The organism is Paraburkholderia sp. RL17-383-BIF-A (assembly GCF_046028015.1).
In the GTDB taxonomy this organism is placed as follows: Bacteria; Pseudomonadota; Gammaproteobacteria; order Burkholderiales; family Burkholderiaceae; genus Paraburkholderia.
Map to the genome: position 1 here is coordinate 22,242 of NZ_JARESR010000004.1, position 25,756 is coordinate 47,997.

The 25,756-nt window shown below is 64.0% G+C and carries 23 protein-coding genes; 8 read left to right on the forward strand and 15 right to left on the reverse strand.

All coding sequences use genetic code 11. The annotated features are described in order from the left end of the window. Positions 1-219 precede the first annotated feature (219 nt). From P0D71_RS05835 to P0D71_RS05855, 5 genes are all read right to left on the reverse strand, one after another. Positions 220-1,953, reverse strand: a complete 1,734-nt coding sequence (locus P0D71_RS05835; RefSeq protein WP_408479466.1) for an IlvD/Edd family dehydratase — start codon at positions 1,951-1,953, stop codon at positions 220-222. Between the two features lie 39 nt (positions 1,954-1,992). Continuing rightward, the gene (gene araH, locus P0D71_RS05840; RefSeq protein WP_408479467.1) at positions 1,993-2,997 is read right to left on the reverse strand and encodes an L-arabinose ABC transporter permease AraH; all 1,005 of its coding nucleotides are present in this window, start codon (positions 2,995-2,997) and stop codon (positions 1,993-1,995) included. Between the two features lie 70 nt (positions 2,998-3,067). After that, entirely contained in the window at positions 3,068-4,627 is a 1,560-nt protein-coding gene (gene araG, locus P0D71_RS05845; RefSeq protein WP_408479468.1) for an L-arabinose ABC transporter ATP-binding protein AraG, read from the reverse strand. Between the two features lie 87 nt (positions 4,628-4,714). Continuing rightward, entirely contained in the window at positions 4,715-5,719 is a 1,005-nt protein-coding gene (locus P0D71_RS05850) for an arabinose ABC transporter substrate-binding protein (protein ID WP_091797691.1), read from the reverse strand. Between the two features lie 126 nt (positions 5,720-5,845). Further along, positions 5,846-7,297 carry an aldehyde dehydrogenase family protein gene (locus P0D71_RS05855; protein WP_408479469.1) on the reverse strand — a complete coding sequence of 484 codons (1,452 nt, stop codon included), beginning with the start codon at positions 7,295-7,297 and terminating at the stop codon, positions 5,846-5,848. A gap of 190 nt (positions 7,298-7,487) precedes the next feature. Here P0D71_RS05855 and P0D71_RS05860 point away from each other — a divergent pair, with 190 nt between their 5' ends. After that, positions 7,488-8,465: a LysR family transcriptional regulator gene (locus P0D71_RS05860; RefSeq protein ID WP_408479470.1), complete on the forward strand. Its 978-nt coding sequence runs from the start codon at positions 7,488-7,490 to the stop codon at positions 8,463-8,465. A gap of 143 nt (positions 8,466-8,608) precedes the next feature. Next, the gene (locus P0D71_RS05865; RefSeq protein WP_408181806.1) at positions 8,609-9,163 is read left to right on the forward strand and encodes a YaeQ family protein; all 555 of its coding nucleotides are present in this window, start codon (positions 8,609-8,611) and stop codon (positions 9,161-9,163) included. A gap of 33 nt (positions 9,164-9,196) precedes the next feature. Here the strand turns inward: P0D71_RS05865 and P0D71_RS05870 are convergent, their stop codons facing one another. After that, entirely contained in the window at positions 9,197-9,622 is a 426-nt protein-coding gene (locus P0D71_RS05870; RefSeq protein WP_091797703.1) for a VOC family protein, read from the reverse strand. Between the two features lie 374 nt (positions 9,623-9,996). Here P0D71_RS05870 and ada point away from each other — a divergent pair, with 374 nt between their 5' ends. From ada to P0D71_RS05890, 4 genes are all read left to right on the forward strand, one after another. Further along, complete coding sequence (gene ada, locus P0D71_RS05875) at positions 9,997-11,175, forward strand: bifunctional DNA-binding transcriptional regulator/O6-methylguanine-DNA methyltransferase Ada (RefSeq protein WP_408479471.1); 1,179 nt, start codon at positions 9,997-9,999, stop codon at positions 11,173-11,175. Next, on the forward strand, positions 11,172-12,089 hold the full coding sequence (locus tag P0D71_RS05880; RefSeq protein ID WP_408479472.1) for a DNA-3-methyladenine glycosylase family protein: 918 nt from the start codon (positions 11,172-11,174) through the stop codon (positions 12,087-12,089). The genes ada and P0D71_RS05880 overlap by 4 nt, the downstream gene beginning before the upstream one ends. Before the next feature lie 281 nt (positions 12,090-12,370). After that, positions 12,371-13,987, forward strand: a complete 1,617-nt coding sequence (gshA, locus tag P0D71_RS05885; RefSeq protein WP_408479473.1) for a glutamate--cysteine ligase — start codon at positions 12,371-12,373, stop codon at positions 13,985-13,987. A 211-nt stretch (positions 13,988-14,198) separates the two neighbouring features. Continuing rightward, a complete protein-coding gene (locus P0D71_RS05890) occupies positions 14,199-14,678 on the forward strand; it encodes a hypothetical protein (RefSeq protein ID WP_408479474.1) in 480 nt (159 codons plus the stop codon). A gap of 108 nt (positions 14,679-14,786) precedes the next feature. Here the strand turns inward: P0D71_RS05890 and P0D71_RS05895 are convergent, their stop codons facing one another. Together P0D71_RS05895 and P0D71_RS05900 are read right to left on the reverse strand one after the other, a co-directional pair. Next, a complete protein-coding gene (locus P0D71_RS05895; RefSeq protein ID WP_091797715.1) occupies positions 14,787-16,349 on the reverse strand; it encodes a DHA2 family efflux MFS transporter permease subunit in 1,563 nt (520 codons plus the stop codon). 136 nt (positions 16,350-16,485) lie between these two features. Next, entirely contained in the window at positions 16,486-17,028 is a 543-nt protein-coding gene (locus P0D71_RS05900; RefSeq protein WP_408181834.1) for a MarR family winged helix-turn-helix transcriptional regulator, read from the reverse strand. A gap of 250 nt (positions 17,029-17,278) precedes the next feature. Between P0D71_RS05900 and P0D71_RS05905 the strand changes: the two genes are divergently transcribed. Next, complete coding sequence (locus P0D71_RS05905) at positions 17,279-17,650, forward strand: hypothetical protein (protein ID WP_408479475.1); 372 nt, start codon at positions 17,279-17,281, stop codon at positions 17,648-17,650. A 190-nt stretch (positions 17,651-17,840) separates the two neighbouring features. Beyond that, the gene (locus tag P0D71_RS05910) at positions 17,841-19,406 is read left to right on the forward strand and encodes an efflux transporter outer membrane subunit (protein ID WP_408479476.1); all 1,566 of its coding nucleotides are present in this window, start codon (positions 17,841-17,843) and stop codon (positions 19,404-19,406) included. Positions 19,407-19,542: 136 nt separating this feature from the next. Here P0D71_RS05910 and P0D71_RS05915 read toward each other — a convergent pair whose 3' ends face one another. The 7 genes from P0D71_RS05915 to P0D71_RS05945 all read right to left on the reverse strand — a co-directional run bounded on the left by P0D71_RS05915 (position 19,543) and on the right by P0D71_RS05945 (position 25,726). Next, the gene (locus P0D71_RS05915; protein ID WP_408479477.1) at positions 19,543-20,322 is read right to left on the reverse strand and encodes a type II secretion system protein N; all 780 of its coding nucleotides are present in this window, start codon (positions 20,320-20,322) and stop codon (positions 19,543-19,545) included. Between the two features lie 34 nt (positions 20,323-20,356). Continuing rightward, a complete protein-coding gene (locus P0D71_RS05920) occupies positions 20,357-20,860 on the reverse strand; it encodes a type II secretion system protein M (protein ID WP_408181784.1) in 504 nt (167 codons plus the stop codon). Then, the gene (gene gspL, locus P0D71_RS05925; protein ID WP_091797734.1) at positions 20,857-22,284 is read right to left on the reverse strand and encodes a type II secretion system protein GspL; all 1,428 of its coding nucleotides are present in this window, start codon (positions 22,282-22,284) and stop codon (positions 20,857-20,859) included. The genes P0D71_RS05920 and gspL overlap by 4 nt, the downstream gene beginning before the upstream one ends. Before the next feature lie 28 nt (positions 22,285-22,312). Then, complete coding sequence (gene gspK, locus P0D71_RS05930; RefSeq protein WP_408479478.1) at positions 22,313-23,596, reverse strand: type II secretion system minor pseudopilin GspK; 1,284 nt, start codon at positions 23,594-23,596, stop codon at positions 22,313-22,315. A gap of 466 nt (positions 23,597-24,062) precedes the next feature. Then, positions 24,063-24,749 carry a PulJ/GspJ family protein gene (locus P0D71_RS05935; RefSeq protein WP_091797738.1) on the reverse strand — a complete coding sequence of 229 codons (687 nt, stop codon included), beginning with the start codon at positions 24,747-24,749 and terminating at the stop codon, positions 24,063-24,065. Continuing rightward, positions 24,727-25,143, reverse strand: a complete 417-nt coding sequence (gene gspI, locus P0D71_RS05940; RefSeq protein WP_091797741.1) for a type II secretion system minor pseudopilin GspI — start codon at positions 25,141-25,143, stop codon at positions 24,727-24,729. The genes P0D71_RS05935 and gspI overlap by 23 nt, the downstream gene beginning before the upstream one ends. Position 25,144: 1 nt before the next feature. After that, entirely contained in the window at positions 25,145-25,726 is a 582-nt protein-coding gene (locus P0D71_RS05945) for a GspH/FimT family pseudopilin (RefSeq protein WP_408181774.1), read from the reverse strand. Positions 25,727-25,756 lie beyond the last annotated feature (30 nt).

Genomic DNA, 25,756 nt, shown 5'->3' on the forward strand with positions numbered 1-25,756 from the left:
CGATTCTCTGACTTTTAAAAAGCCGGAGACGGTGAACCTGTGAGTTAAAAATCGGCTGGGCATCAAATGCCTGGCCGATTTTATTTGTGCGCGTCCACTTCGCTTGGGAAACGGACAGAAAAAAGCCGATGCGGATTATGTCGATCCGCATCGGCAGTACGCCTTCTCGCAAAGCGCAGGAACAACCGTTGGCTCGTCGTGCGAGGAGCCGTGTCGATATCAGTGCGAGTCGCGCGGCACCGGCGCACCGCTCGATCCCACCAGGAAGTCCAGATCCGCGCCCTGGTCGGCTTGCAGCACGTGTTCGACGTAGAGTTTGTAGTAGCCGCGTTTGGGCGCTTCCGGCGCCTGCCATGCGGCGCGCCGGCGCGCGAGTTCTTCGTCGGTGACGTCCAGATGCAGGCGGCGTGCTTCGACGTCCAGCTCGATCATGTCGCCGGTTTGCACGAACGCGAGCGGGCCGCCCGCGGCCGCTTCGGGCGACACGTGCAGCACCACCGCGCCGTAAGCCGTGCCGCTCATGCGGCCATCCGAAATGCGCACCATGTCCGTAATGCCTTTTTGCAGCACCTTTTTCGGCAGCGGCATGTTGCCGACTTCCGCAAAGCCTGGATAACCCTTCGGCCCCGCGCCCTTGAGCACCATGATGCAATGCTCGTCGATATCGAGCGAATCGTCGTCGACCTTCGCGTGCAGTTCCTCGATGTTCTCGAACACGACCGCGCGGCCACGATGTTTGAGCAACGCTGCGGTCGCCGCCGACGGCTTGATCACGGCGCCGTTCGGCGCCAGGTTGCCCTTGAGCACCGCGATGCCGGCCTTCGGCTTGAACGGCTCGGCGAACGTCGTGATGACCTTCTCGTCGTGATTCGGCGCGTTGCGCACGTTGTCCCAGAGCGTCTTGCCGTTCACCGTCAGCGCTTCTTTATGCAGCAGTCCCTGTTCGCCGAGTTGCTTCAGCACGGCCGGCAAGCCACCCGCGTAGTAAAAGTCCTCCATCAGATACTCGCCAGACGGTTGCAGATTCACGAGACACGGCACGTTCGAACCGAGCTCCCAATCCTCCAGCGACAACGCCACGCCAATGCGCTTCGCGAGCGCGATAAGGTGAACGACTGCATTGGTCGAGCCGCCGATCGCGGCGTTCGTGCGGATCGCGTTTTCAAAGGCCTGGCGCGTGAGGATCTTGTCCATCGTCAGATCCTCGCGAACCATGTCGACAATGCGCCGGCCCGCGAGATGCGCGAGCACCTGACGGCGCGCATCGACGGCGGGAATCGCCGCGTTGTGCGGCAGTCCCATGCCGAGCGATTCGACCATCGAGGCCATGGTCGACGCCGTGCCCATCGTCATGCAGTGGCCGCGCGAGCGGTTCATGCACGACTCGGCCTCGGTGAATTCTTCCTGCGTCATCGTACCGGCGCGTACTTCCTCGGACATCTGCCATACGCCCGTGCCTGAGCCGATGTTCTTGCCGCGAAAGCGGCCGTTCAACATCGGTCCGCCGGAGACCGCCAGTGCCGGCAGATTGCACGAGGCCGCGCCCATCAACAGCGCCGGCGTGGTCTTGTCGCAGCCGACCAGGAGGATCACGCCGTCCATCGGATTGCCGCGAATCGACTCCTCGACATCCATGGAAGCGAGGTTGCGAAACAGCATTGCGGTGGGCCGCAAGTTGGTCTCACCGAGCGACATCACCGGAAACTCGAGCGGCAGGCCGCCGGCTTCATGCACGCCCTTTTTTACGTACTCCGCCAGCTCGCGGAAATGCGCATTGCAAGGCGTCAGTTCGGACCACGTATTACAGATGCCGATGACCGGACGTCCGTCGAATTCGTCGTGCGGAATGCCCTGGTTTTTCATCCACGAGCGATGCAGAAAGCCGTCGCGGTCCTTGAGGCCGAACCACGCCTGGCTGCGCAGCGGCTTTTTAGTCTGGTTCGAATCAGCCATGAAATCTCCTGTTGGCAAACATGTAGAGCGGGGCGCGCATCAGTGCACGCGCTTGCTGCGCCGGAACTGGTCGAACAGCACCGCGAGCAGCAGAATCCCGCCGCGAATCAGGTATTGATAAAAGGTCGGCACGTTCAGGAGGCTCATGGCGTCCTGCACGGAACCCATGATGAGCACGCCGACCAGCACACCGGAAATCGTCGCGACGCCGCCAGTGAGAGAGACGCCGCCAAGCACGCATGCCGAAATCACGCCGAGCTCGAGGCCGACTGAAGTTTTCGGGTCGCCCAGACTCATGCGCGACGCCAGCATCACGCCCGCGAAGCCGGTCACGAGGCCTTGCAATACGAACACTGTGATCTTGATGCGCGTGACCGGCAAGCCCGCCAGCAAGGCCGCCTCGCTATTGCCGCCGACGGCCAGCACGTTCTTGCCGAACACGGTTTTCTTCAGCAGAAAACCGAACAGCACGAAGCCGACAATGTTGCTCCAGATCGGATACGAAATACCGAGGAACGAGCCGCCGCCGAGGTCGAAGAAACGTTCTTCGGAGATCATCACGGCGTCGCCGTTTGAGGTGATATACGCGAGGCCGCGCACGACCTCCATCATGGCGAGTGTGACGATCAGCGAGTTGATCTTGTAGCGCGCCACCAGCACGCCGTTCACGAGTCCGACCGCACCTCCCGCGAGCACGCCGGCCGCGACGCCGAGCATCACGCTATGCGTCGCGGTGATCAGCGTGGACGCCACCACGCCCGCGAACGCGACGATCGACGCCACCGAGAGATCCACTTCGCCGAGCGCGAGCACAAACATCATCGTGACGGAGATCGAACCGATCAGCGTGACGGAAAGCAGCAAGCCCTGAATATTCCGCGAGCTCAGAAAGTCGGGCACGGTAAACGACAGGACCGCGAACAGAATCACGAACACCATGACGATGCCGGACTTGTTGATCATGTCCCAGGTGCGCGCGGCGCGCGCGCTCAATCCCGCTGAGGCGACGGCTGGGGTCGATGAATCGGTTGAAGGTGTGTGCATGGCGTGTATTCCGTTTCAATAGCGCAATTCGATTCAGTTGCCTTCGTTGTGTCGAGGATGCAAGACGGCGTCAGCGGGGCAGGGCGAGCTTGATCAGCGCATCCGGCGTGGCCTGCGCCTTGGGCAGATCGCCGACAATACGGCCTTCCTTCATCACGATCACACGATCCGCCACGCCGATCACTTCGGCGAGGTCGCTCGACACGACGATCACCGTGCGGCCCGCCTCGGCGAGCCCATACAGCAGCCCGTAAATCTCGCTGCGCGCGCCGACGTCGATGCCGCGCGTGGGTTCGTCCATCAGAAACACGTCGATGTCTTCGGCAAGCCAGCGCGACAAAATCACCTTCTGTTGATTGCCGCCCGAGAGCGTGCCGATCGGCGTGTCGCCATTACGCGTCTTGATCGCGAGCTTGCCGATGAACTCCCTCGCGGTCTGCGCCTCCTTGCGGCCGTTGAGCACGCTGAAGCGGCTGAAATGGCGGCGGCAACTGATATTGAGGTTGTCCGAGACCGAGGCGATCGAAACGATGCCTTCCTGCTTGCGATCTTCGGGACACAGCGCCACGCCTGCGCGCACCGCGTCGCGCGGTGTGGCAAAGCGCACGCGCTTGCCTTTGAGCGTGATCTCGCCGCCCGCCGGTTTGACCGCGCCATAGATGAGCTTCATCAACTCGGAACGCCCCGCGCCGACGAGCCCGAAGAAGCCGACAATTTCACCTTTGCGCGCCGTGAAAGAAGCCGGTTCGCGCAGACCGCGTCCCATCAGGTTCTTGACATCGAGTTGCACGTCGCCGAGTTCGCGCGAGCGATAGCCGTACACATCGGCGATCGAGCGGCCCACCATGCAGCTGATCAGGCGATCACGATCGAGTCCTTCACCCGCGTCGAACGTATCGATGCGGCGGCCGTCGCGAAACACCGTCACGCGGTCGCACAGTTCGTACACTTCATCCATCCGGTGCGTGACGTAGATGATCGCGCGGCCTTCGGCCTTCAGCGCACGAATGATCCGGAATAGTTGCGTCGTTTCGCGCGACGACAGAGAACTGGTCGGTTCGTCGAACGCGATCACGCGCGCGTCGCGCATTAGCGCCTTGCCGATTTCGATCATTTGCCGCTGGCCGATCGAAAGATTCTTCACCTGCTGCGATGGGTCGATCTTTTCGCCGAGCCGCTCCAGTTCGCGCATGGCGCGCGCCACCAGCGCTTTTTCGTCCAGCATACCGAAACGATTGGGCAGGGCGCCGAGCATCAGGTTTTCCGCAACCGTCAGTTCGGGGACCAGATGCAGTTCCTGATAGATGATCGCCACGCCCGCGGCAATCGCCGCCTTCGTCGTGACGAACTGCTGTTCAACGCCATCGAGCGACAAGGTGCCCGCCGCGGGTTGATTCACGCCGGACAACACCTTCAGCAACGTCGATTTGCCCGCGCCGTTTTCCCCCATCAAGCCATGCACTTCGCCGCGCCGCACTTCGAGCGACACCTGGTCGAGCGCAAGCACGCCCGGGAAGCGCACGGTGATGCCGTCGAGTCGCAGATACGGCTCGGCCGATGCGAGCGCAGGCAAGGGCGCAGGCGAGGGCGCCGGTTCGCCGGCGTGGGACTCGGTGTGTAAAGACGTCATCGAAAAACCTCAAGCGGAAGAACAACCAGAGCGGACCGCTCTCGCTTGAGCGAGGGACGGCCCGCGGCGTGCAGACTCGAATACCGCTTAAATGCCGAGTTCTTTACGCACGTCCTGCCAGTTGCCGCGCACCATCAGCTTGCCGGTGGTCTGTGTATCGGCGGGCGGCTGCTTGCCGTCCTTGATCCACTCGACGAGGTTCTCCGTGCTTTCCTTGCCATGCATCGTCGAACTCACGGCAATCGTGCCGTAGAAGCCCGTCGGCTCTTTCTTCTGGAATTCGGCGAATGCCTCGCCCGCGCCGTTGATGCCGACGCCGATCACGTCCGCCGCCGGAATATGCAACTGCTCGGTCGCGCGTACGCCGCCCAGCACGCTTTCCTCGTTGAGCGCGAAGATCACCCACTTCTTGATGTTCGGATGCTGCGCGAGGACCGGCGACGATGCGTTGAAGCCGCCTTCGTCGTCGGTTGTCTTTTGCGGAGCGTCGAAAATGTTTTCCTTCTTGAAGCCGCCGGCGAGGAGCGATTGTGTCGCGCCATCGGTACGCAGTTTCGCGGTCGGCAATTCGTAGTTCGTGATGCGCAGCGCGCCGACTTCTTCCGGCTTCCAGCCGCGGCGCTTCATTTCTTCGGAGATCGCGGTGCCGACCTGATTGCCGATCTTGAACGCGGACATGCCCAGATGCGGCACGTTCGGCAGCGGCTTGCCGGTGGAGTCGACCAGTTGATCGTCGACGGTGACGAACTTCATGTTGTAGCGCTTCGCCCGAGCCTGGATCGCCGGTCCGAGGCGCACGTCGGGCGCGCAGATCACGAAGCCTTTGGCGCCTTGCGCGCCGAGGTTGTCGATCGCGGCCAGCACTTTTTCACCGTCCGGCGTACCGATGTTGACTACCGAAAAGCCGTCCTTCTGGCCGAGCGCGCTCGCGGCCTTCTGTTCGTTGATGAACCACGCCTGTTCCGGCATCTTCACGAGGAAGCCGACCTTGAGCGGCTGATCCGCGTGCGCGGAAAGCTGCGCGGCAAAGGGCGCGGCGAGGGCGGCGGCCGCTACAGCGGATAGCGTCAAACGGCGAAGCTTGCTGGTCATGTCTGTCTCCTGAGGTTGAAAAGCTGCATTGATTTCGTTTATTTGCAGCGGGTGATGCACGGCGGCGTTAGCCGGGACGTGGATGAACGTGATGGGACGCCACGGCGTGAAGGGATCTCATGAGCATCAGTCCGCTACGTAGGCCGTTTTCACGGCCGTCCAGAAACCCGCGCCGGTAGCGCCATAGGCCGACGCCTTGCGGCCGCCGCCGGGCGCGTGATGCTCGACGGCCGTGGTCGGCAGATTGATCGTGACGAGACCGCTATGCACATGACGGCGGAAATGCCGCGCGCGGCTGAGCGAGCGCGTGCAGATGCCGGCGCATAGACCATATGTGGTGTCGTTCGCGAGATGCAGCGCGTGGTCGTAGTCATCCGCGCGCAACACGACGGCGAGCGGGCCGAAGATTTCCTCCTGCGCGATACGGTGTTCGGATTCGCCGATGAATAACGCGGGTTCGAAGAAATAGCCGCGCGTTGCGCGTTCCAGGTGGCGGCCGCCGTGCAGCAGGTGCGCGCCTTCCTGCAGACCGATGCGCACGTAGTCGAGATTGCGCTGCAACTGCGCGGCGTTCGCCACGGGTCCCATGTCGGTGCCGTGCTTCAGGGCGTGATCGATCGTGAGGCTCGCGAGTTTTGCCCGCAAGGCGTCCACGAACGGGTCGAACACCGCGCGCTCGACGATCAGCCGCGCCGCTGCGGTGCTACATTGACCGGTCGAGCCATAGGCGCCGTGCAAGGCGGCATCGACGGCGCCGTCGAGATCGGCATCGGCCAGCACCACGAACGGATTCTTGCCGCCCATCTCGAGTTGCACACGCGCCTGGCGGGCGGCGGCGGCTTGCAGCACGCGCGTGCCGGTTTCCGCCGAGCCGGTGAAGCTGATCGCCGAGGTCAGCAGATGCGCGGCGATCCGCGCGCCGACCTGCCGGCCGCTGCCCATCACGAGGTTGAACACGCCCGCCGGCAGACCGGCGCGGCTGATGATCGACGCCAGCGCCGCCGCGCAAGCCGGCGTCGATTCGGCCGGCTTGAAAACGACGCAATTGCCGTGCGCGAGCGCGGCGCCGATCTTCGCCGCGGCGATCGCGAGCGGTGCGCTCCACGGCGCGATGATGCCGATCACGCCGAGCGGTTCGTGCGTCACGTCCACTTCGAGTCCGGCGCGCGCGCTCGTGCTCGCGCCGGACTCGGTGACGGCACGCAAGGCTTCGGCCGCCAACAGCTTGAAGATCTGGCCGGCCCGCGTCGTCTCGATCATGGCCTCGGGCAGCGTCTTGCCGACTTCACGTGCCAGCAGTTGGGCAAGTTCGTCGCGGCGCGCGAGCACCTCGCTGCCGATCGCATCGAGCACGTCCGCGCGGCGTTGAGCCGACGCCAGCGACCACTCGCGGAAAGCCAGGTGCGCCGCTTCGATGGCCGTATCCGTTTGCCGCACATCGGCCCGCACATATTCGCCGACCGGTTCGTCCAGGTCCGACGGGTTGAGCGAGACGCCCGTGGTCGCGCCGGTCTCCCATCCGCCATTGATGTAGTGGCGCAACGGACTTGCAGCGAGTGGGACGGGATCGCGGTTCATCGAGGGAAAGGCACCACGTGAGGAAGCTCGGAAAGTCCACGAATGGTATGAGCCGTCCCAATAACTTTCCAATCCCTTTTCAAGCCGTCCCGATATCAATTTCGATATGGCATGATGGAGCACCGCCCCGCACAAACCGCGCAGCGGTCGGCTTCGAGCCGCTTATCAGAAAACAGGTTGGAGAGAGACCATGACGCGTAGCTACTCGAACTGGTTCGTGCGGGCGCGGCTCAAGACGCGGCAGTTACTGCTGCTCGCGGCGATGGACGAGGAGGGCAACGTCCGCCGGGCCGCCGACGTGCTCGGCATGACCCAGCCCGCCGCCTCGCGTCTGCTCAAAGAGCTGGAGGACATGCTGGAGGTGAGCCTGTTCGACCGCACGCCGCACGGCATGCACGCCACGCTGTACGGCGAGGTCATGATCCGCCATGCGCGCATGGTGCTGTCGAATCTGAGCCACGCACACGACGAAATATCGGCGTTGCGCGCGGGCCTGGCGGGCCAGGTGCGGATCGGCGTGATCGCGGCGGCCGCGGCAACCATGGTGCCGCGCGCGATTGCCGAGGTGAAAGAACGCTATCCGCAATTGCAGATCTGGGTAGAGGTGGAAACCTCGGACGTGATGCTGCCGCGGCTGGCGGAAGGCGAACTGGACATCATGATCGGCCGCGTTCTGGAGCGGCAAAACCAGTTCAACGCCGAAGTCCGCTATGAACCGCTCGCCGATGAACCGCTTTGCGTGGTCGCGCGGCCCGGCCATCATCTCGAAAATGAGACAGGTTTGACGCTACGTGGAATCGTCAACGCGAGCTGGGTTTTGCATCCGCCAGGCAGCGTCTTGCGCCATCGTTTCGATCTGATGTTTTCTCAAATCGGGCTGAATTCGCCGCAAAACGTGGTCAATACGAACAATTTTCTGGCAATTTCGAGCCTGCTGCTCCAAAGCGACATGTTGGCGGTTCTGCCCGACGAAGTGGCGCGTCAATACCAACAGTACGGCGTTTTGAAACGAGTGCCGATCGATTTACCGTGCAGGATGGATACATTCGGTATCATCACGCGCCAGTCGCACCTGCTTTCACCGGCAGCCTCGGTCGTGCTGGAAGCCCTGCGGGAAGCCGCGGGCGAGGTGTACGGCACCGCTTTCGAGCCGGCAGTGGCGCGATAAATGCTTCTCCCGTGGTAATAGCAGCCGGCTGACGGCGCGGGAGGGACCGAAAGATGTACCACAAACACGGAAAACGGCAACGCGCCGTCGACGATTCTTTTTCAGTTCGCTCCGGTGGAGCGAGCGCCTGGTTTAGCAACGGCATGGCTCTCAAATCGACGATTTACAAGGCGGAACTGCAGATCGCCAACATGGACCGGCATTATTACGCCGACCATTCGCTGACGATCGCCCGCCATCCCTCGGAAACCGACGAACGGATGATGGTCCGCGTCGCCGCGTTCGCGCTGTTCGCGCAGGAACGCCTCGAATTCTGCAAAGGTCTGTCGGACGTGGACGAACCAGATCTGTGGGAAAAAGATCTCACGGGCGCGATCGAGACCTGGATCGAAGTGGGTCAGCCGGACGAACGGCGTATCGCCAAGGCAAGCGGCCGCTCGAATCAGGTGATCGTGATCGCCTACGGTGGCCGCGCGTCGGACATCTGGTGGCAGGGCGTGCGCAACAAGGTGGAACGTATGCGCAACGTGACGGTGTGGACGCTCGGCGAAGGCGTCGCCACGGCGCTCGGCTCGCTAGCCGAACGGACCATGCGGCTGCAATGCACGGTGCAGGACGGCGAAGCATGGCTCGGCAGCGCCGAAGCCGATGCGGTGAAAATCGAATGGACGGTGTTGAAGGCGCCCGCCAACGCCTGACGCTAAGACAAACGCGGCCGAGGCGCGTGGCACTTAAAGCGACGTCACGCGGGCCGCGTCCGGCGGACCCTTGAGTTCGACCATGTTGCCCTCCGGGTCGAACAGATACAGCGACTGTCCAAAGCCGTCCGCGCCGTAGCGCTGCCCCAGTTCGCCCAGCCGCGCGCCGTGTCCGGTCAGATGCGCCTTGAGCGCTTCGGCGTCGAACGGCTCGATGCGCAAACACAGGTGGTCCATATTCCGCCCGGCTCCTGGCACGCCGTTTTCGGCATGGTCGAGCTTGGCGCCGACCTGCAACAGGTCGATCAACGAGCGCCCCGCACGCAATTGTGTCAGGCCCAGATCGCGCTGCTCCTTCTCCACGGTGCAACCCAGCACGTCGCAATAAAATCGCGCCATGGCCTCGACGTTCGTCGCCCGAATGACGACGTGATCGATCTCGCGAATATGGATTTTCATGTCGAACGCCCCTTTAGCCGGTTCGAAGAACGGGTGAATAGCCAGTGTAGGAGAAAGGGCGGCGCCGCGAGTGAGGGCCGGATCAGACAGGTATGGGCGAAAAAAAGCCCGCTCTATGTGGAGCGGGCTGAATCCATATCAGGAGGAGACATGGAGGAGACAAGTACTAATATACACATGGGGTTGGTGCGACGCAATAACTTTTTAAGGGAAAACCCGATATCGTGCGAATTTGTCGCAGTTTGCGGCAAAAGGAGCGCCTGGCGTGGCTTTGGGCGCTACAAGAAGCGCAATAACAGAGCAAGAACCGGGGCGTACTGTGTCGGCATGCGGCCTACATTGGTGAACATCGACACCGCTGATCCGGGACCAACATGAACCGCACGCCTACCGACACCCCCTCCAGCGCCGCCAGCTGGACTTCCGACGACGAGCGCTGGGAAGCCGTCACACGCCGTGAGCCGCTGGCCGACGGCGCGTTCTTCTACGCCGTCAAAACCACCGGCGTGTTCTGCCGCCCGTCGTGCGCGTCGCGCCAGCCGCGCCGCGAGAACGTCGCGTTCTTCGTCGATGCCGCCGCCGCGCGCAACGCAGGATTTCGCGATTGCAAACGCTGCCAGCCCGGCGGTCTGCCGCGCGAGCTGGAAATCGTGAACCGCGCCTGTGCCGCGCTGAACGCCGATCCGCAGCAACGCCTCACGCTCGCGCAGTTGAGCGCCGCCGTGCACGTCAGCCCGTTTCACCTTCAGCGCCTGTTCAAACGCGTGGTCGGCGTGTCGCCGCGGCAATATCAGGCCGCCCAACGGGGCGCCGCGTTGCGCGACGCGCTCCGGCGCGGCTCGGACGTCACTCGCGCCACGCTCGACGCGGGCTTCGGCTCGCCCTCGCGGATGTACGACAGCGCCTCGGCCGAACTCGGCATGGCGCCGTCCGCGTATCGCCGCAAGGGCGCCGGACTCACCGTGCGCTATGCCAGCGCTTCCACGGCGCTCGGCTTCGTGCTCGTGGCGGCCACGGAGAAGGGCATCTGCAAGATCGGTTTCGGCGACGACGCCGCCATGCTCGCCAACGACCTTCGCAGCGAACTCGCCAACGCCGATCTGTTGGAAGATAGCGAGCACCTTGCGCCGTTCATCGCGCAGATCGACGCCTATTTGCGGGGTACGCGCCAGGACTTCGATCTGCCGCTCGACATCGCCGCGACGGCATTCCGGCAGCGTGTCTGGGATGCCTTGCGGCGCATTCCATACGGCGAGACGCGCAGCTATTCGGAGATCGCCGAAACGGTCGGCGCGCCGCGTGCCGTGCGCGCCGTCGCCAGCGCCTGCGCGACGAACCCGGTGGCACTGGCGATTCCTTGTCATCGCGTGGTGGCAAAGGGCGGAGCGCTGGCGGGATATCGCTGGGGTTTGCCGCGCAAGGCTGCGCTGCTCGACAACGAGGCCCAGCATGCCGGTGATTTTTCGCGCGGCCAGACAAGGCATGACGAGCGCGTACTTGCAGACGCCGAAATCGACAACGAAACCACCACCAAACTGGATCACGCCGCGTGAGCACGCTTGACGAAGTCGCTACCCTCGAATTGCCGTTCAAACCACCCTTCGATTGGCCGCGCCTGCTGCGTTTCTTCGGCGGACGCGCGACGCCGGGCGTCGAAGCGGTGGAAGACGGCGCGTACCGTCGCGCGATCGATTGGGCCGACGACAGCGGCACGCTCAGTGTGCGCCTGCATCCGCGCAAGCGTTGCCTCGTCGCCAGCATCGAAGGGCCCGTGAGCCGTCACGCCGACGCGCTCGCCGCGCCGATTGCGAAGATGTTCGATCTGCATGCCGATCCGAAAAAGATCGGCGCCGGGCTCGCCGCCGACCCTTGGCTCGCGCCGCTCGTCGAAGCCGTGCCCGGACTGCGTGTGCCGGGCGCATGGTCGGGCTTCGAACTGGTGGTGCGTGCGATCGTCGGACAGCAGGTCAGCGTGAAGGCGGCGACCACCATCATCGGAAGACTGGTGCAGCGTGCCGGCGAGCGCATCGAGGGTCATCCGCACGAGAACACCGCCTGGCGCTTTCCGACGCCCGCCGCGCTGGCCGCCGTGGACCTCGCGCAGATCGGCATGCCGGGGAAACGCGTGGCGGCGTTGCAAGGTTTCGCGCACGCGGTCGCGACCGGCGACGTGCCGCTCGACAGCAAGACAGCCGACGCCGACGCCCTGCGCGCCGCGCTGCTTGCGCTGCCCGGCATCGGCCCGTGGACCGTCGAGTATGTCGCGATGCGCGCATGGCGTGACGCCGACGCATGGCCCGCATGGGACCTCGTGCTGATGCAGGCGATCTGCGCGCGCGATCCGTCGCTCGTGCGGCCCACGCAGCAACGCTCGCGCACCGACATGTGGCGGCCGTGGCGCGCGTACGCGGCGATGCATTTATGGAATGAAGTGGCGGACCGCGCCGGCGCTGCGCGTGGTGGCTGAAGCCTGGCGTCAGGCGGGAAGAAAAGCGCGGAGAAAAGCGGATCGCGCGCAACGCGCGTGGCGGGTAAAGTAGTGTGGCGCACGGCCGACGAACTGGCCGAAAAGGCAGGCGGATTGGCCCGGAAAAGAGGTTGCCCGGCGCGCCCGGATGCCCTGCCGGAGCGGCCTCAAGCAGCCGTTGTGGCGAGATGTTAAAGTGCCCGCTACTGAAAATTCCGCCGAACGTTGTCCACCGCGCAGTGCTGCGGCACATGGCGGCCGACAACGCCCGACTCGCATCAATGCCAAACACGACACCTTCCCGCACGACCGACGCGCTCTCGCACCGCCTGTCCGTGCTGACCTCAGGCCCGCAGCGCGACGCGCTGACAAGCGGCCTGCGCGGCATCGAAAAGGAAAGCCTGCGCGTGACGCACGAGGGCAAGCTCGCCTTGACGCCGCATCCACCGGCGCTCGGTTCGGCGCTCACGCATCCTTCGCTCACTACAGACTATTCCGAAGCGCTGCTCGAACTGATCACGCCGGCTGAGCGCGACGTCGCGATCACGCTGGAGAAGCTCGACACGCTGCATCGTTTTGTCTACGCGGAACTCGGCGACGAGATCTTGTGGAACAACTCCATGCCGGGTCTGCTGCCCGACACCGACGAAGGCATTCCGATCGCGCACTACGGCAGTTCGAATATCGGCAAACTGAAGTACGTGTACCGGATCGGTCTCGCGCTGCGTTACGGCCGCACGATGCAGTGCATTGCGGGCATCCACTACAACTATTCGCTGAACGAAGAAGTGTGGCGGCTGCTGCATGCCGATCAGCAATCCACCGCGAACGCCGTCGACTTCCAGTCCGACCGCTATCTCGCGCTGATCCGCAATTTCCGCCGCACCAACTGGCTGCTGATGTATCTGTTCGGCGCTTCGCCGGCACTGGATCGCCGTTTCCTGCGCGATCGCCAACATACGCTCGACACGCTCGACGCCGACACGCTCTATCGTCCGTACGCGACCAGCCTGCGCATGAGCGACCTCGGCTATTCGAACACCACGGCGCAAGCCGCGCTGCACGCGGATTACGACACGCTGCCGGGCTACCTCGACGCGCTTGCGAAGGCTGTGAGCCAGCCGTATCCGGCGTACGAAGCGATCGGTACACAGCGCGATGGCGAATGGGTGCAGATCAACACGAACGTGCTGCAGATCGAAAACGAGTTTTACTCGACAATCCGTCCAAAGCGCATCACGTATCCGGGCGAACGTCCGCTGCACGCGCTGGCCGCACGCGGCGTGCAGTACGTGGAAGTCCGTTGCATGGACATCGATCCGTTCGAGCCGACCGGCATTTCGCTGGAGACGTCGCGCTTTCTCGATGCGTACCTGCTGGTCTGCGCACTCGACGACAGCGCGCTGTTGCCGCCTGACGCCTATGCCGAAGCCAACCAGAATTTCGGCCGCGTGACGATGGAAGGTCGCAAGCCCGGCCTCGAGTTGACTCGCGACGGCCGCCCGATCGCGATGACGGATTGGGCGAACGAACTCCTCATCAAGATCGACGCCGCGGCGGCCACGCTCGACGCGTTGCATGGCGGCGCCGCGCATGCGCGCGCCGTCGCGGTTCAACGCGCGAAGCTGGCGGATGTCTCGCTAACGCCCTCGGCGCGCGTGCTGCAAACCATGCGCGAGAAGCAGCAGAGCTTCCTCGCCTTCGGCCTCGCGCAAAGCGAAGCACACGCCGCGTATTTCCGCTCGCGTCCGCTGGATGCGGAGCAAACCAGGGCATTCACCGATCTCGCTGCGAAGTCGCTGGCTGAGCAGGCCAAACTCGAACAGGAAGAAGTCGGTTCGTTCGACGCGTTCGTCGCGGCTTATCGGGCGTACACGTTGAACCGGTTCAGCGTCTGAACAACGCGTGCTGGTGAGGTGACAAAAAAGCGGTCAGCAATGACCGCTTTTTTTCTGCGCAGGTAACGTCTACGCAATGCGCCATGCCGCGTAGAAAGCCATCGGCAATTTCTCCGCGCGTTGTGACGATTCTCTGATCCAGATGAAACACCGTACCGACCCGGTGGTCCAAACTGACATGACGCGCACCACAGAGGGAGGATGCAACGCGATGAAAAAAAGTCTGTTGGCCATGCTGTGCGTAGCGGCGGCGGGATGTTCGACGCAGGGGCAGGTCGATCCGGACGTCATGCAGATCGCGACAACGCCGTTGACGTGTTCGAACAAAGCGCAATGCGATGTCTGGTGGCAGCGCGCGCAAGCGTGGGTGGCGAGCCATTCGAAGTACAAGATCGAGTCCTCCACCGACACGTTGATTCAGACCGCCGGACCCGATGGCGGCAAGCGCGCGTTGGCGTATCAGATCACGCGCGCGGCGAACCCAGACGGCACTGCGACGATCGGCTTTGCCGCGCACTGCGATGGCTCGATGGGTTGCAAGCCGAACCCGTGGGAAGCCGGCGCCGACTTCAAGCAATACGTGCGAGGAGTCGCAGATGGCGCCAAACCCCTGGAGCCTTCAACGCTGCATCCGGATGCTTTGCAGGGCCAATCGAACCCGGCAACGAACGGCGAAGCCGTCACGCAATAGAAAGTGCTAAAAGCGCGCGCAGAGTGGCCCAAGAAAAGTCTCGCTTCGGCGCGCGTCCGCTCAACGGATCATCGTCGAGATTCAATGTCCCAGCCCAATGTCCCAGCCTCAATGTCCCATTGAAGGCCCAACGCCCTTGCGCGGCTTGGTGATCCAGACCAGCACCGCGAGCACGAGAAAAGCCGCGCACGAAATACGGAAAAAATCATTGGTGGCCATCATGTAAGCCTGCGCGGTCACCACCTGATTCAACTGCGCGGTGATGCTGTCACCAGACAGGCCAATGCCGGCCAGTGCATTGGTATAAGCATTGGTGTTCGCGGCATACACGTTGACGGAATCGGTCAGCATGGCGTGATGGTAGATCGTGTCGTTCTCCCAGTACGTCGTACTGATCGCCGTGCCAATCGCGCCCGACAAGGTCCGGAAAAAATTGGACAGGCCGGATGCACTCGCGAGCCGCTCATCCGGCACGCTGGAAAGCGTGATGGTGGTCATCGGCACGAAGAAGCAGGCAACGCCGATCCCTTGCACGAGGCGTGGCCAGATCACGTGATTGAACGGGACGTCGAGCGTGAACGTGGAATTCCAGAACGAGACGAACGCGAACACGATGAACGCAAAACTCGCCACCACGCGCAGGTTCAACCGGTGCATGTTCTTGCCGATCATCGGCGACAAAAACAGCGCGAGCAGACCGACCGGCGCGGTCGCCAGACCCGCCAGCCCGGCGGTATAACCCATCACGGTCTGCAGCCAGAGTGGGAAAATCACCACCGAGCCGAAGAAGGCCATGAACCCGAACGAGATGATCAGCACGCCGAGCGCGAAGTTGCGATCCCGGAACAGCGAAAGATCCACGACGGGTTCTTTCTCCGTCATCTCCCAGACCAGCATGAAGGCAAGAGACACCACCGCGACCACCGCCAGAGCGACGATAAATGTCGAATTGAACCAGTCGCGATCTTTGCCGAGGTCGAGCATCATCTGCAGGCACGACACGCCGATCACGAGCAGCGCGAGGCCGACCGCGTCGATGCGCTGTTTCGTGGTCTTCGTTTCACGGCCGCGCAACAACAGAAACGCGCACACCGCCGAGAACAACCCGATCGGCACGTTGATGTAGAAGATCCACGGCCACGTGTAGTTGTCGGTGATATAGCCGCCCATCACGGGCCCGAAGATGGGCGCGCAAATCACCGTCATCGCCCAGAGACCCAGCGCGAGTCCGCGCTTTTCCGGCGGATACGAGCGCATCAGAATGGTCTGCGAAAGCGGAACCATCGGTCCGGAGACGAGCCCCTGCACCAGCCGGAATGCGATCAGCGATTCGAAATTTTGCGCGAAGCCGCACAGCGCCGAGGCAATCGTGAAAAGCAGCACGGACAGCGTGAAAAGCTTCACTTCGCCGACCCGGCGCGCAAGCCAGCCTGTGAGCGGCACTGCGATCGCCGAGGCGACGGAATACGACGAGATCACCCAGGTGCCCTGACTGGTCGCCACGCCGAGGCTGCCGGAAATAGTCGGCACCGCCACGTTCGCAATCGACGTGTCGAGCACCTCCATGAACGTGCCGAGCGCGAGGCCGACTGTAAGCAGGGCCAAAGCGCCGCCTTTGAGCGGGGCGGGTTCGGCGGCGGGTAGGGCAGCGGCGGAAGCCGTAGCGTCCATAAAATCTTCTCCTCAGCTGGGAAAGATTGTCACGGCATCTTTATTGCGCGGTGCATACAGTGCGCTTACATGCCGGATCATTCTCTGCCCAGACAGACATCTTCATACAGTGACGCTCGTGAAAAGCGTGTCTTGGTTAGCGTTCGCCGTGTTCCGGCGGCGACTCTTCGGGTGATTCGTCCTGCGATTCCTGGTGGGGCCCCAAGCCGCATCCCACACTGCTCCCCGCGTCGATGCCGTTCGCAATGAAACGGCCGAGCAGGTCGATCAGGGTGGCATGGTCGGCGGCGGAAAATCCACGCAATTGCTCGTTCAGCACCGCCGCGCCCAAGCCTGGCAGTTGCCGCGCGGCTTCATGGCCTTGCGGCGTCAACTCCAGCTCCACCATCCGGCGATCAGTTTCACTACGCGTGCGCACGATAAAACCTTTCTTTTCAAGGCGATCGAGCAGACGGGTCATCGATCCGCTGTCGTAAGACATGGCGCGCGACAGCTCGAACGGCGTGCTCGCGCGCCGCGACGACAGCATGAGGATGACGCCGATCTGCTGCGTGGTCAGCCCCAACGGTTTGACCGCACGGTCGGTCCGCTCGACCAGCACGTTTCGAGCTTTCGTCAGGTAGTAACCAAGACTCGATTCGAGGTGAATCTCGTCTGCCTTGTAGGGACCGTCAGTCATCGTGTATCCGGGAACATCATCGAGCAAAACGGATTTTAGCTGCCTAAGCAGACAAGTCAAACTGGATTTCGCGTAGCGCGAACGGCGGAAAAACAACACGACCGATGCTTGCGCATCAAAGTATCTTGAAATTTAATTGCATAGTCAATATTATTACAGGCAACGAGTTACGCGCGACCCGCGCCACCCGAGACCATGTTCTGACCGATTGACGGCACGCCGCGAGCGACGTGCGAAAAGGATTTTCCCGATGCTGTACCTCAAAAACACGCTTGGCGGCCTGAGCCGCTCCCTGACCGATTCCGCACTGAACACGTTTCAAGGGCCGCACCGCTGGTGGAAACTCGCGTTACTCGCTCTGCTGTTCGTGCTGCCCGGGGGATCGGTAGGCGTGGCGGTGCTGGCATGGGTCGAACATCGGCGGGGACAGAAGGGCGTCACAGGGGCGAAGGTCGAACCGGCGGCGGCGTCGCGTCTCACGTCGAACAGTGCCGTGGCGGCCACCGCTGCAGAAAAGCACGCGGGTCCGGGCGGCGCCTGCCAGGCGCGCGGCGACGCGCCGTGCCGGGCCGCGGCCGGCAAGCTGCTCCGGCAAGTCAAGTCGACAGAATCGCGGGTTTAACGGCCAGGCCGGTAACGGCGCGTAACCATCGCGACACCCTCAGTAACACACCTGCCTCCCTCCTCGCATTACCCTTTCAGTTTCCCGCGACCCAGCGGGCTCATACGCTAACATTCCGGCAGACCAAGATCTCGCCCGGCGGGCGGTGCCGCGATAGGCCGCACCGCGGCGTCCAGAAGGAATTCATTGCATGCAGTCTGATCGAATCTCGCGCGCGCGGACGCTTGCGCCTCGCGCCCTGACTATTGCCGTGGCTGCGGCGCTCGCCGGCCTGCTGTCCGCTTGTGTGGTCGGCCCCGATTACCGCCGGCCCGCCGCCGACATTCCAGCGTCGTACAAGGAAGCGGCTCCAGGCTGGAAAGTCGCCGAACCGGCCGATCAGCACGATCGCGGCGACTGGTGGACCATTTACCAGGACCCGCAACTCAACGCACTCGAAGACCGGCTGAACACCGCGAACCAGACCGTGGCTCAATACGCCGCCGCCTACCGGCAGGCGCGCGCGCTGGTTGGCGAGGCGCGTGCAGCGTATTTCCCGACCATCAGCGCGTCGGCGGGCGCTACGCGTTCGGGCAATGGGTCATCGTCCGGCGGCAACTCGACAACCGCGACAAGCCGCTCCGGCATCGGCAATAGTTTCAACGTGCAGCTCGACGCAAGCTGGGAGCCGGATCTGTGGGGGTCGGTCACGCGCTCGGTCAACTCGCAGAAAGCCGGCCAGCAAGGCGCTGCGGCGGACCTGGCCAACGCGCGGCTGTCTGCCCAGGCCACGCTCGCGCAGACGTATTTCTCGCTGCGCTCGCTCGACTCGACTCAAAAATTGCTCGACGACACCGTCGCGGCTTACCAGCGCTCGCTGCAACTCACGCAGAACCAGTACGCGGCCGGGGTCGCCGCGCGCTCCGACGTGATTCAGGCGCAAACGCAATTGCAGTCGGCACAGGCGGCCGCGATCGACAACGGCGTCCAGCGCGCCCAGGACGAACACGCGATTGCCGTCCTGGTCGGCGAACCGGCGTCCACCTTCTCGATTCCGCCGATGCCGCTCACCGCCACGCCCCCTGCCGTGCCGGCGCAGATGCCGTCCGCGCTGCTCGAACGGCGGCCGGACATCGCCTCAGCGGAACGCAAGGCTGCGGCGGCAAACGAACAGATCGGCGTCGCCATCGCCGCGTTCTTCCCCTCGCTGACGTTGTCGGCCTCCGGCGGCTTTGAAAACTCGGTGTTCTCGCAATTGCTGACCGCGCCGTCGCGCTTCTGGACGCTCGGCCCGCAACTCGCCGCGACGCTGTTCGACGCCGGTTTGCGCCAGGCCAAGACCGACGCCGCTCGCGCCGCGTACGACGGCGATGTCGCGAGCTACCGTCAAACGGTGCTGGCCGCGTTCCAGGACGTCGAGGACAATCTCGCGTCGCAGCGCATCCTCGAACAGGAAATCGTCGTGCAGCAGCAAGCGGTGGACTCGGCGCGTCAGGCGCTCGCCATCGTCACGAACGAGTACAAGGCGGGTACGGTCGGCTACGTCAACGTGCTGACGGCGCAAACCACCGCCTTCACGGCCGAGCAGAAACTGGAGAGCATCGCCGGGCAGCGGATGGTGTCGTCCGTGGGTCTGGTGAAGGCGCTGGGCGGCGGCTGGGACGTGTCGCAAATGAATCGCGAAACCGGCGATGTGGCGGCGCCGGCGCCTGCATCATCGGCCACGCCGGTCGCGCAAAGCGGGTCGGCAGCGCCGGCGCAGATGCACAACGAGTAGCGCGCCGACGCCCGCAGGTCCCGACAGGCTCAGCAGCCCACGAGGTATCGCACGCCTCGCGCGGCACCGGCGCCCCATGCAGCGACATCGATGCCGCCCTTCGACCAGGCTGCGCCGCCGCGCCGCTCAGCGCGCCTCAGTGCACGAACGTCAACGTCACCGTGTCCGGGCCGTTCGGCCGCCCCAGCAGATTCAGCAATCCCGCGAGATTGTCGCGTGCCTCCGGCGCGGCGCTGGCCGTCCCATGAAACGACGTGGCCGCAGCCGAGACCGTGCCGTTGCCGGTCAGCATCAACGGGCCCTTGGTGGTCGTCAGATCGAGCGTGGACGATTCGCCTTGTGCCTGAAACAGCACCCGGTACGAGCCAAGCGGCTTGACCAGCGAAACACGCGAACTGACGTCGGTCAGCGTGACGGTCAGCTGCCCGAACGCTTCGCGGTTGAAGCTGCGCCAATCGGACCACGACAGTTGCACATTGCCCTGCAGATCGAGTGTATTGAAGGGCGCGCCGAGGCCGCTCAGCAGTGAAGCCGGCACGGCGATCGTGCCCGGCGTGACGGTCGCGGTGCGCGGTGTGGCGTCGACCGTGATCGGCTCCGGCATCGCTTCGCTGTGCCGCATGGTCATGCGCACCCGGCCGGTAAAGAGCGGCCAGAACGCGGTGTGCCATTCGATCCGCCCAGGCAACAGGGTCGCCGCGCTCATGTCGGAGCCCGCGGCCAGCATCAGCGTGGCCGAGCCGTGCCACAGCGAACCGGCCGGATTGACGAGATTCACGTGGCCGCGCGTCTGTTTGGCGAACTGCGGCGTGATCCAGGCGGCCGGCAGCATCGCCAGCATCACGACGGCGGCGGACAGCACCGCGATCACCAGCCAGGGAAGCGCGACGCGCAGGCGCCGCATCCAGTAGGTCATGCGAGATCCTGTGACGGCACGGGTACGGGCATATTCATTTCGCGGTGGACGGCTGCAGCGACGCCGTCAGATCCACCTGACCGTCTTCCTTGAGCGCCGTGGCGTGCGCCTCCGAAACCTGCACCTTGAACTGCTTGCGCACGTCGTCGACCCAGTTCGTCCACGCCGGGAACGACGCGTTCTTCAACTGGATCTGGACCGCGTTGCCGATCACCTGAATCTGTGTCGCCGCGAGGCCATGATCGTTGAGCGAAGCGGTGAGGGCGTCCTTCAGCGCGGCGCCGGTGGGCGCGACGCCCTGAGCCGCCGCCGACAACTGCCGTGCTTCGTTCGCTTGCGCGGTCATCTGCGCCAATTGCCGCTGCAAGGTGGGCAACGATTCACGCAGATGCGTGCGCCCTTCCTGCGCGGGCGCCCACAGCACCGACCACGCGATCACAATGGCGAGCAAGCCACCGCCCCACACCAGCAGGTTTTTTTCGCGCTCGGTGCGCTGCTCCCAGAATCCGGCCCAGGTTTGTGCGAGTTCAGCTTTCATTGTCCGTTCCTGATGGTCCACTTGCCGGTATTGCTGTCGATCGCGCCGCTCAGGCCGTTACGGCCGAGGCGCTTCGCAAAGTCGGGATCGAGCTTGACCTCCGGCTTGAAGGTCACGTCGAGCCGGCGGTCGTGATAGTCGAGCGCGGCAATGCCGTTGACCGGCACCGGCGCCAGCGAACGCGCGAGGCCGTCGGCCAGCACCAGGAAGTCGTCCGGCGACAGCTCACCCGCGGCGATACGCAACTGCTGCAACTGACGCGCCATCTGGTCGGGCGCATCGAGCACGACAGTCGTTTTGGGGAAGGTAGTGAGCAGCAGTTCGGTCATTTGCGTGTTGATCGCGTCGCGTTGACGCGCCAGCATCAGCCACTGCACGTTCGCGCCGACAATCGCGATCACCAGCGCGCCGACCGCGAGCAACACCGGCAGGCGCAAACGCCGCAGCGTTGCGCGGTCGAGCCGCCACGGCTGCGAAGCGAACTCGAACTGGCACAGGTCGAAGCGGCACTCCAGCGCTCGCCGCGCGAGTTGCTCGAACGGCAACGGGCTCGCCCCGTGGATATACGCAGCCAGCCGCGCCGGGCTGTTCGTGGCGAGGCTCGGCTCATTGCCCGGCAATTCGGTGAGCATGTACAACGAGACCGGTGCCGCGCCGGCGAGCGCGCCGAGTGTCGCGTTCACGGCGTTGGCCGGCACGGCCAGCCCTTCACCTTGCACGCCCCGCGCGATCGCCAGTTCGACACGCGGCACACTGTTGCTCGCGGCGCTTTCCACCGCGCCTTCGAGCAGCAGGGCGGGCGCGGTCTGCACCACGGCGCCGAGCACGGCAGCCACCATCGGCACCACGGACGCCACGCCGGGCGCCACCACCGGCGCGACGCCCGGCAGCGAAGTCGCCACGCTGGCGGAGCCTGCCATGGCGGGCTCACCGGCGTTCACCATTTCCGCGACTTCGGCGGGCGCATTGAGATCGAGCGCGGCGGCCTGCGGCAGGCAGCGTGTGACCGGCACCGCGCGCAAGCTGCGGTGACCGGCGTTGGCGAACGATTCGCAGACAAACCGGAACCAGCCGCGGTCGATGATCGCCAGCAACTGCCGGCCGCCCGCGAGCGGTTTCGGATCGACGGCGATGTGACAGGTCTGCGGGTCCTGGATCAGTTGATCCTCGACGATATTCGGCAACGCCTGACGCAGCCGCGGGCCGCGCAGCGGCGGCAGCGTGGCGGGCATCATCAGCAGGTCGCGCGCGGCGACCATCAGCACCGTCGTGGTGGCGCGCGGCAGCAGCGCGAGCGCCGAACGGCCGGCACGCTGGGTGCGCCCCGACTTGTCGAGCAGCACGAACGGCAACTCCGGCAGTTGCCATTCCTGCGACGGCACCGCCGGATCACGCGGCGGCAATAGAACGATCAGCGTGCTCAAAGGCCACTCTCTCTGGGAAAGGCGTTATTCATAGTTGGTCTTCTACTCGCACGATACGCGTAGTGTGAGTCAATGCGTCGCGATAGACGAGTGTCGTGCGGTCCACCTCGGCGCGTTCGTGCTGCACGCGGCCGTGGATCAGGAAGTAATTCGAGTTGACGTCGAGTTCGTTCGGATCGATCGAAACCGATTGCACGCCGGCGCCGCGCAACGCGAGCTGTACGTCGCCGGCGTTACGGAAAAACACCGTCTGCCGACGCGCGACGAAGGCTTGCGCCGTCGACACGCTCATTCCCTGTACGACCGCCGCGATCACTTCGGCGGAGGCCGTGTTCACGTTGACGGCCGAAACGGTCGGCAACACGGTAACGAAAGGGCGCAAGCGCGCGACCATCTCGGGCGTATAGCCTGGAATATCGAGTAGCGAGTCGACGCTGGTCATTTGCAGCGGCGCGTTGGCCGAGCTGTCGTTGCTGTCTTCGATACCGGGTTTGTCGGTGAAGCTGCCGCCGGTGGCGCCGCCTTGAACCTGCGGGGTCGCTGTCGTGCCGTTCACGGACGTGACCGTTTGAAAGCGGGTGGCCGATTGCGCAAGGCTTGCGCGGACCTGGACCGCGGTGGTTTTGGCCAACTGGCTGTTCAGGCCGAGCGACGCCAGCAGGCGCTGATAGGCGCCGATCTGGTTCATGTCCAGTTGCATGACGCCGGGGGCGGGGCTCTCGACCAGATTCCGGAGGTTGAATTTGGCCTGGGCGTCTTCGATTGAGCCAGATAAATAGGTATCCGCGCCTTGTTGCGCGCGCACTTCGCCGATCTGGCCGAGGAAATCGGATAGCCGGGTTTTGGCGATGGGGACGCCCCATAGGCCGCCCAGGTAGGTGATGCCGGCTGAGGTGTCGCCCTCCGAGCGGAGGATCAGGCGCGTCCAGTCCAGCGCGCCGCGGGCTACCCATTGGGCCTGGGATAGGAGGCGCTGGTTTTCTATTCGGCGGATTTGGACTTGTTGGCGCCAGAGCATGCCGGAGACCAATATGGCGGATAGGGCTACTACCAGTAGGGCGCTGATGATTGCTACGCCTTTCTGGGTTGGTTGGGTTTGGTTTTTGTTGTTGGCCTTTCCTTGCTTTCTTAGTGGTCTATTGGCGTTGCCCCTGTGCGGGGCGGCACCTACTTTCTTTGCCGCGGCAAAGAAAGTAGGCAAAGAAAGCCGCTTTACACCGCCAATGCTAAGCGGGTCCCCCGCACAGTCACGGTAGCGGCCCATCTGGAATCCGTCATCCCGCACACTCCCCGCCCGTGACAAGGCAGTCATACCTCCCGCCTCACACTGCGTGCTCGCCGGAACGGCAGGCAGGGAACACCATCGGTTAAGCTCGCCCTCGCGGGTGCCGTCGGCTTCGCCTCGGCTGGGAGCGGAAGCGGAAGCGGACCGAAGATGGTTTGAGATACGGCGACGAGTTGCAAAGGGCCGTTGGTTTTGTGATGAACCGCTCGGCGCGCGCAGCGCCGCCGGAACGGATGACGGCTTGGTCACTGTCGTTTGCTGTGCGAGGGATCGTTCGTCAATCGCGCCACTACCGTGGCTGCGCGAGGGCTCCGCTTGTACGTTAGCGGTGTGAAGCCGCTTTCTTTGCTTACTTTCTTTGCGGCGGCAAAGAAAGTGAGTGCCGCCCCGCACAGGGGCAACGCCAATAGACCACCGTGAAATCAAGGAAAGGCCAACACCCCAAAGAGCACAGCGCAACACGTCCCGCGGAGAAAAAACAAAACCCTTCATCTCACTCTCCGACGAGAAAAACCCGAGTCACCGGCCGAGCCAAAGACGTCGCTCCGACACTGACCTGCAACCCCGTCACCGACCGCGGCAGCGGCGCACTCCCCAACTGGGGCACTTTCAGATTATTGTCCGCCTCCGTAATGGCACTCTGCACATCGCCCATCTGCGTAGTCCAACCCACTTTCGGCACATAAACCTGCGCGGAAATCGAACCGACACCGCCCATCAAGGGCACACCACTCCATCCGTCACCTTCGCTACCGCGCAGCGCCCGCCGCAACTCGCCCATATTGCCCAAGGGCGGCGAGGCATACCGAATCACACGCCCACCAGACACCCGATACCGCACCACCTGCAAGCGCGGCGCCGCCCCGGGCAAATTCATCTGCCGTACGATCTGCAACACGCTGCCCGACACCGACACGGCCGGCTGCCCAGCCTCGTCATCCGACGCGGCCTGGCGCGCGTCGATCCGCATCTGGTCGAACAATTGCGCGAAGACGCGCTCGTCTTCCATCGCGTTCGTAATGGTCTGCCGGCCGCGAATGATCTGGTCGAGCCCGCGCCACGACAGCACGGCAATCACCGCCAGGATCGCAATCGCCACCAGCAATTCGATCAGCGTGAAGCCGCGCGCGCCCCTCGCGCGTGACAGGCGGCGGCGCTCAGAGCGAACGGTTGTTTTCATTCGCGACCACCGTCACCATCTGAGCCAGATTGCCGGAGCCGCCCGGCATCGTCACCATCACTTCCACACGACGAAACACCGGATTCGGCGTTGCCGTCACATGCTCGGTACAGATCAACTGCAAGTTGCCTTGCGAACAATCGAAGCTCGTCGAGCCTACGTTCGGCCACGCATGCGCCAGATGCAATTGCGCCAGCGTATTGTCAGCACTCCAGCCCGCCAGCAAGCGGCGGTGCAGATCGGCCTCGCCGCTCGCGAGACTCCCCACCGCGCGCAACGACGCCGCCAACGCCACCGCGATGATCGCCAGCGCGACCAGCACTTCGATCATCGTAAAACCGCGCTGCGCGACATGGATCTTTTCGCGCGCCACCCTGCTCCTGCAACGACGCATCTCAGTGCACCTCGTAGCGGCCATTGCCGGTGCCGACGATCGTCGCGCTCCCGGCCGCCGAAAACAGCGTGATCCGCACGGGCACGTCGATCGCCTCGGTACCGAACACTATTCGGCTCGGCTGCGTATCCGAACCCGGATAGTCGATGCTCACGCCCGTTACGCCGCCTTCCCAGCGACGCGGCCCAAGCAGATCGTCACGCAACGGACGCCAGCCGTCTTCGGTGCGCAGGTCGAAACGGAAGCCGCCTTCAACCGGTTGCCAGGCAATCGGCCGCGCGCGCACCTGCGCTTCGTCGCCGGCCGATTCGAACAGCAGCGCGAGACGCTGCGCTTCCTCGTTCAGATCGGTGCGTGGATTGCGCGTGATCGTCAACGCGGTCAAGGACACCAGCAGGCCCGCAATCACCAGCACCACCAGCATTTCCAGCAGCGTGAAACCCGCCGCGCGTTGCCGGCCGGCGCGCGCGCGCGCGTCACGTGAGCACGACACGCGATGAAGGCGCGCGCCGGCACACGCCGCGCGCGGCAACGAAGCCGTACACGGAGTGTCCACACGGGACTTGCAAGCGGACAATCGCATAGTGCCGGCCACGAACGATCAGTTCACAAT

Bases quoted from the DNA above. Each gene is read 5' to 3' on its own strand.
- P0D71_RS05835 (WP_408479466.1), bottom strand. From the start codon at position 1,953: ATGGCTGATTCGAACCAGACTAAAAAGCCGCTGCGCAGCCAGGCGTGG.
- araH (WP_408479467.1), bottom strand. From the start codon at position 2,997: ATGCACACACCTTCAACCGATTCATCGACCCCAGCCGTCGCCTCAGCG.
- araG (WP_408479468.1), bottom strand. From the start codon at position 4,627: ATGACGTCTTTACACACCGAGTCCCACGCCGGCGAACCGGCGCCCTCG.
- P0D71_RS05850 (WP_091797691.1), bottom strand. From the start codon at position 5,719: ATGACCAGCAAGCTTCGCCGTTTGACGCTATCCGCTGTAGCGGCCGCC.
- P0D71_RS05855 (WP_408479469.1), bottom strand. From the start codon at position 7,297: ATGAACCGCGATCCCGTCCCACTCGCTGCAAGTCCGTTGCGCCACTAC.
- P0D71_RS05860 (WP_408479470.1), top strand. From the start codon at position 7,488: ATGACGCGTAGCTACTCGAACTGGTTCGTGCGGGCGCGGCTCAAGACG.
- P0D71_RS05865 (WP_408181806.1), top strand. From the start codon at position 8,609: ATGGCTCTCAAATCGACGATTTACAAGGCGGAACTGCAGATCGCCAAC.
- P0D71_RS05870 (WP_091797703.1), bottom strand. From the start codon at position 9,622: ATGAAAATCCATATTCGCGAGATCGATCACGTCGTCATTCGGGCGACG.
- ada (WP_408479471.1), top strand. From the start codon at position 9,997: ATGAACCGCACGCCTACCGACACCCCCTCCAGCGCCGCCAGCTGGACT.
- gshA (WP_408479473.1), top strand. From the start codon at position 12,371: ATGCCAAACACGACACCTTCCCGCACGACCGACGCGCTCTCGCACCGC.
- P0D71_RS05890 (WP_408479474.1), top strand. From the start codon at position 14,199: ATGAAAAAAAGTCTGTTGGCCATGCTGTGCGTAGCGGCGGCGGGATGT.
- P0D71_RS05895 (WP_091797715.1), bottom strand. From the start codon at position 16,349: ATGGACGCTACGGCTTCCGCCGCTGCCCTACCCGCCGCCGAACCCGCC.
- P0D71_RS05900 (WP_408181834.1), bottom strand. From the start codon at position 17,028: ATGACTGACGGTCCCTACAAGGCAGACGAGATTCACCTCGAATCGAGT.
- P0D71_RS05905 (WP_408479475.1), top strand. From the start codon at position 17,279: ATGCTGTACCTCAAAAACACGCTTGGCGGCCTGAGCCGCTCCCTGACC.
- P0D71_RS05910 (WP_408479476.1), top strand. From the start codon at position 17,841: ATGCAGTCTGATCGAATCTCGCGCGCGCGGACGCTTGCGCCTCGCGCC.
- P0D71_RS05915 (WP_408479477.1), bottom strand. From the start codon at position 20,322: ATGACCTACTGGATGCGGCGCCTGCGCGTCGCGCTTCCCTGGCTGGTG.
- P0D71_RS05920 (WP_408181784.1), bottom strand. From the start codon at position 20,860: ATGAAAGCTGAACTCGCACAAACCTGGGCCGGATTCTGGGAGCAGCGC.
- gspK (WP_408479478.1), bottom strand. From the start codon at position 23,596: ATGACTGCCTTGTCACGGGCGGGGAGTGTGCGGGATGACGGATTCCAG.
- P0D71_RS05935 (WP_091797738.1), bottom strand. From the start codon at position 24,749: ATGAAAACAACCGTTCGCTCTGAGCGCCGCCGCCTGTCACGCGCGAGG.
- gspI (WP_091797741.1), bottom strand. From the start codon at position 25,143: ATGCGTCGTTGCAGGAGCAGGGTGGCGCGCGAAAAGATCCATGTCGCG.
- P0D71_RS05945 (WP_408181774.1), bottom strand. From the start codon at position 25,726: ATGCGATTGTCCGCTTGCAAGTCCCGTGTGGACACTCCGTGTACGGCT.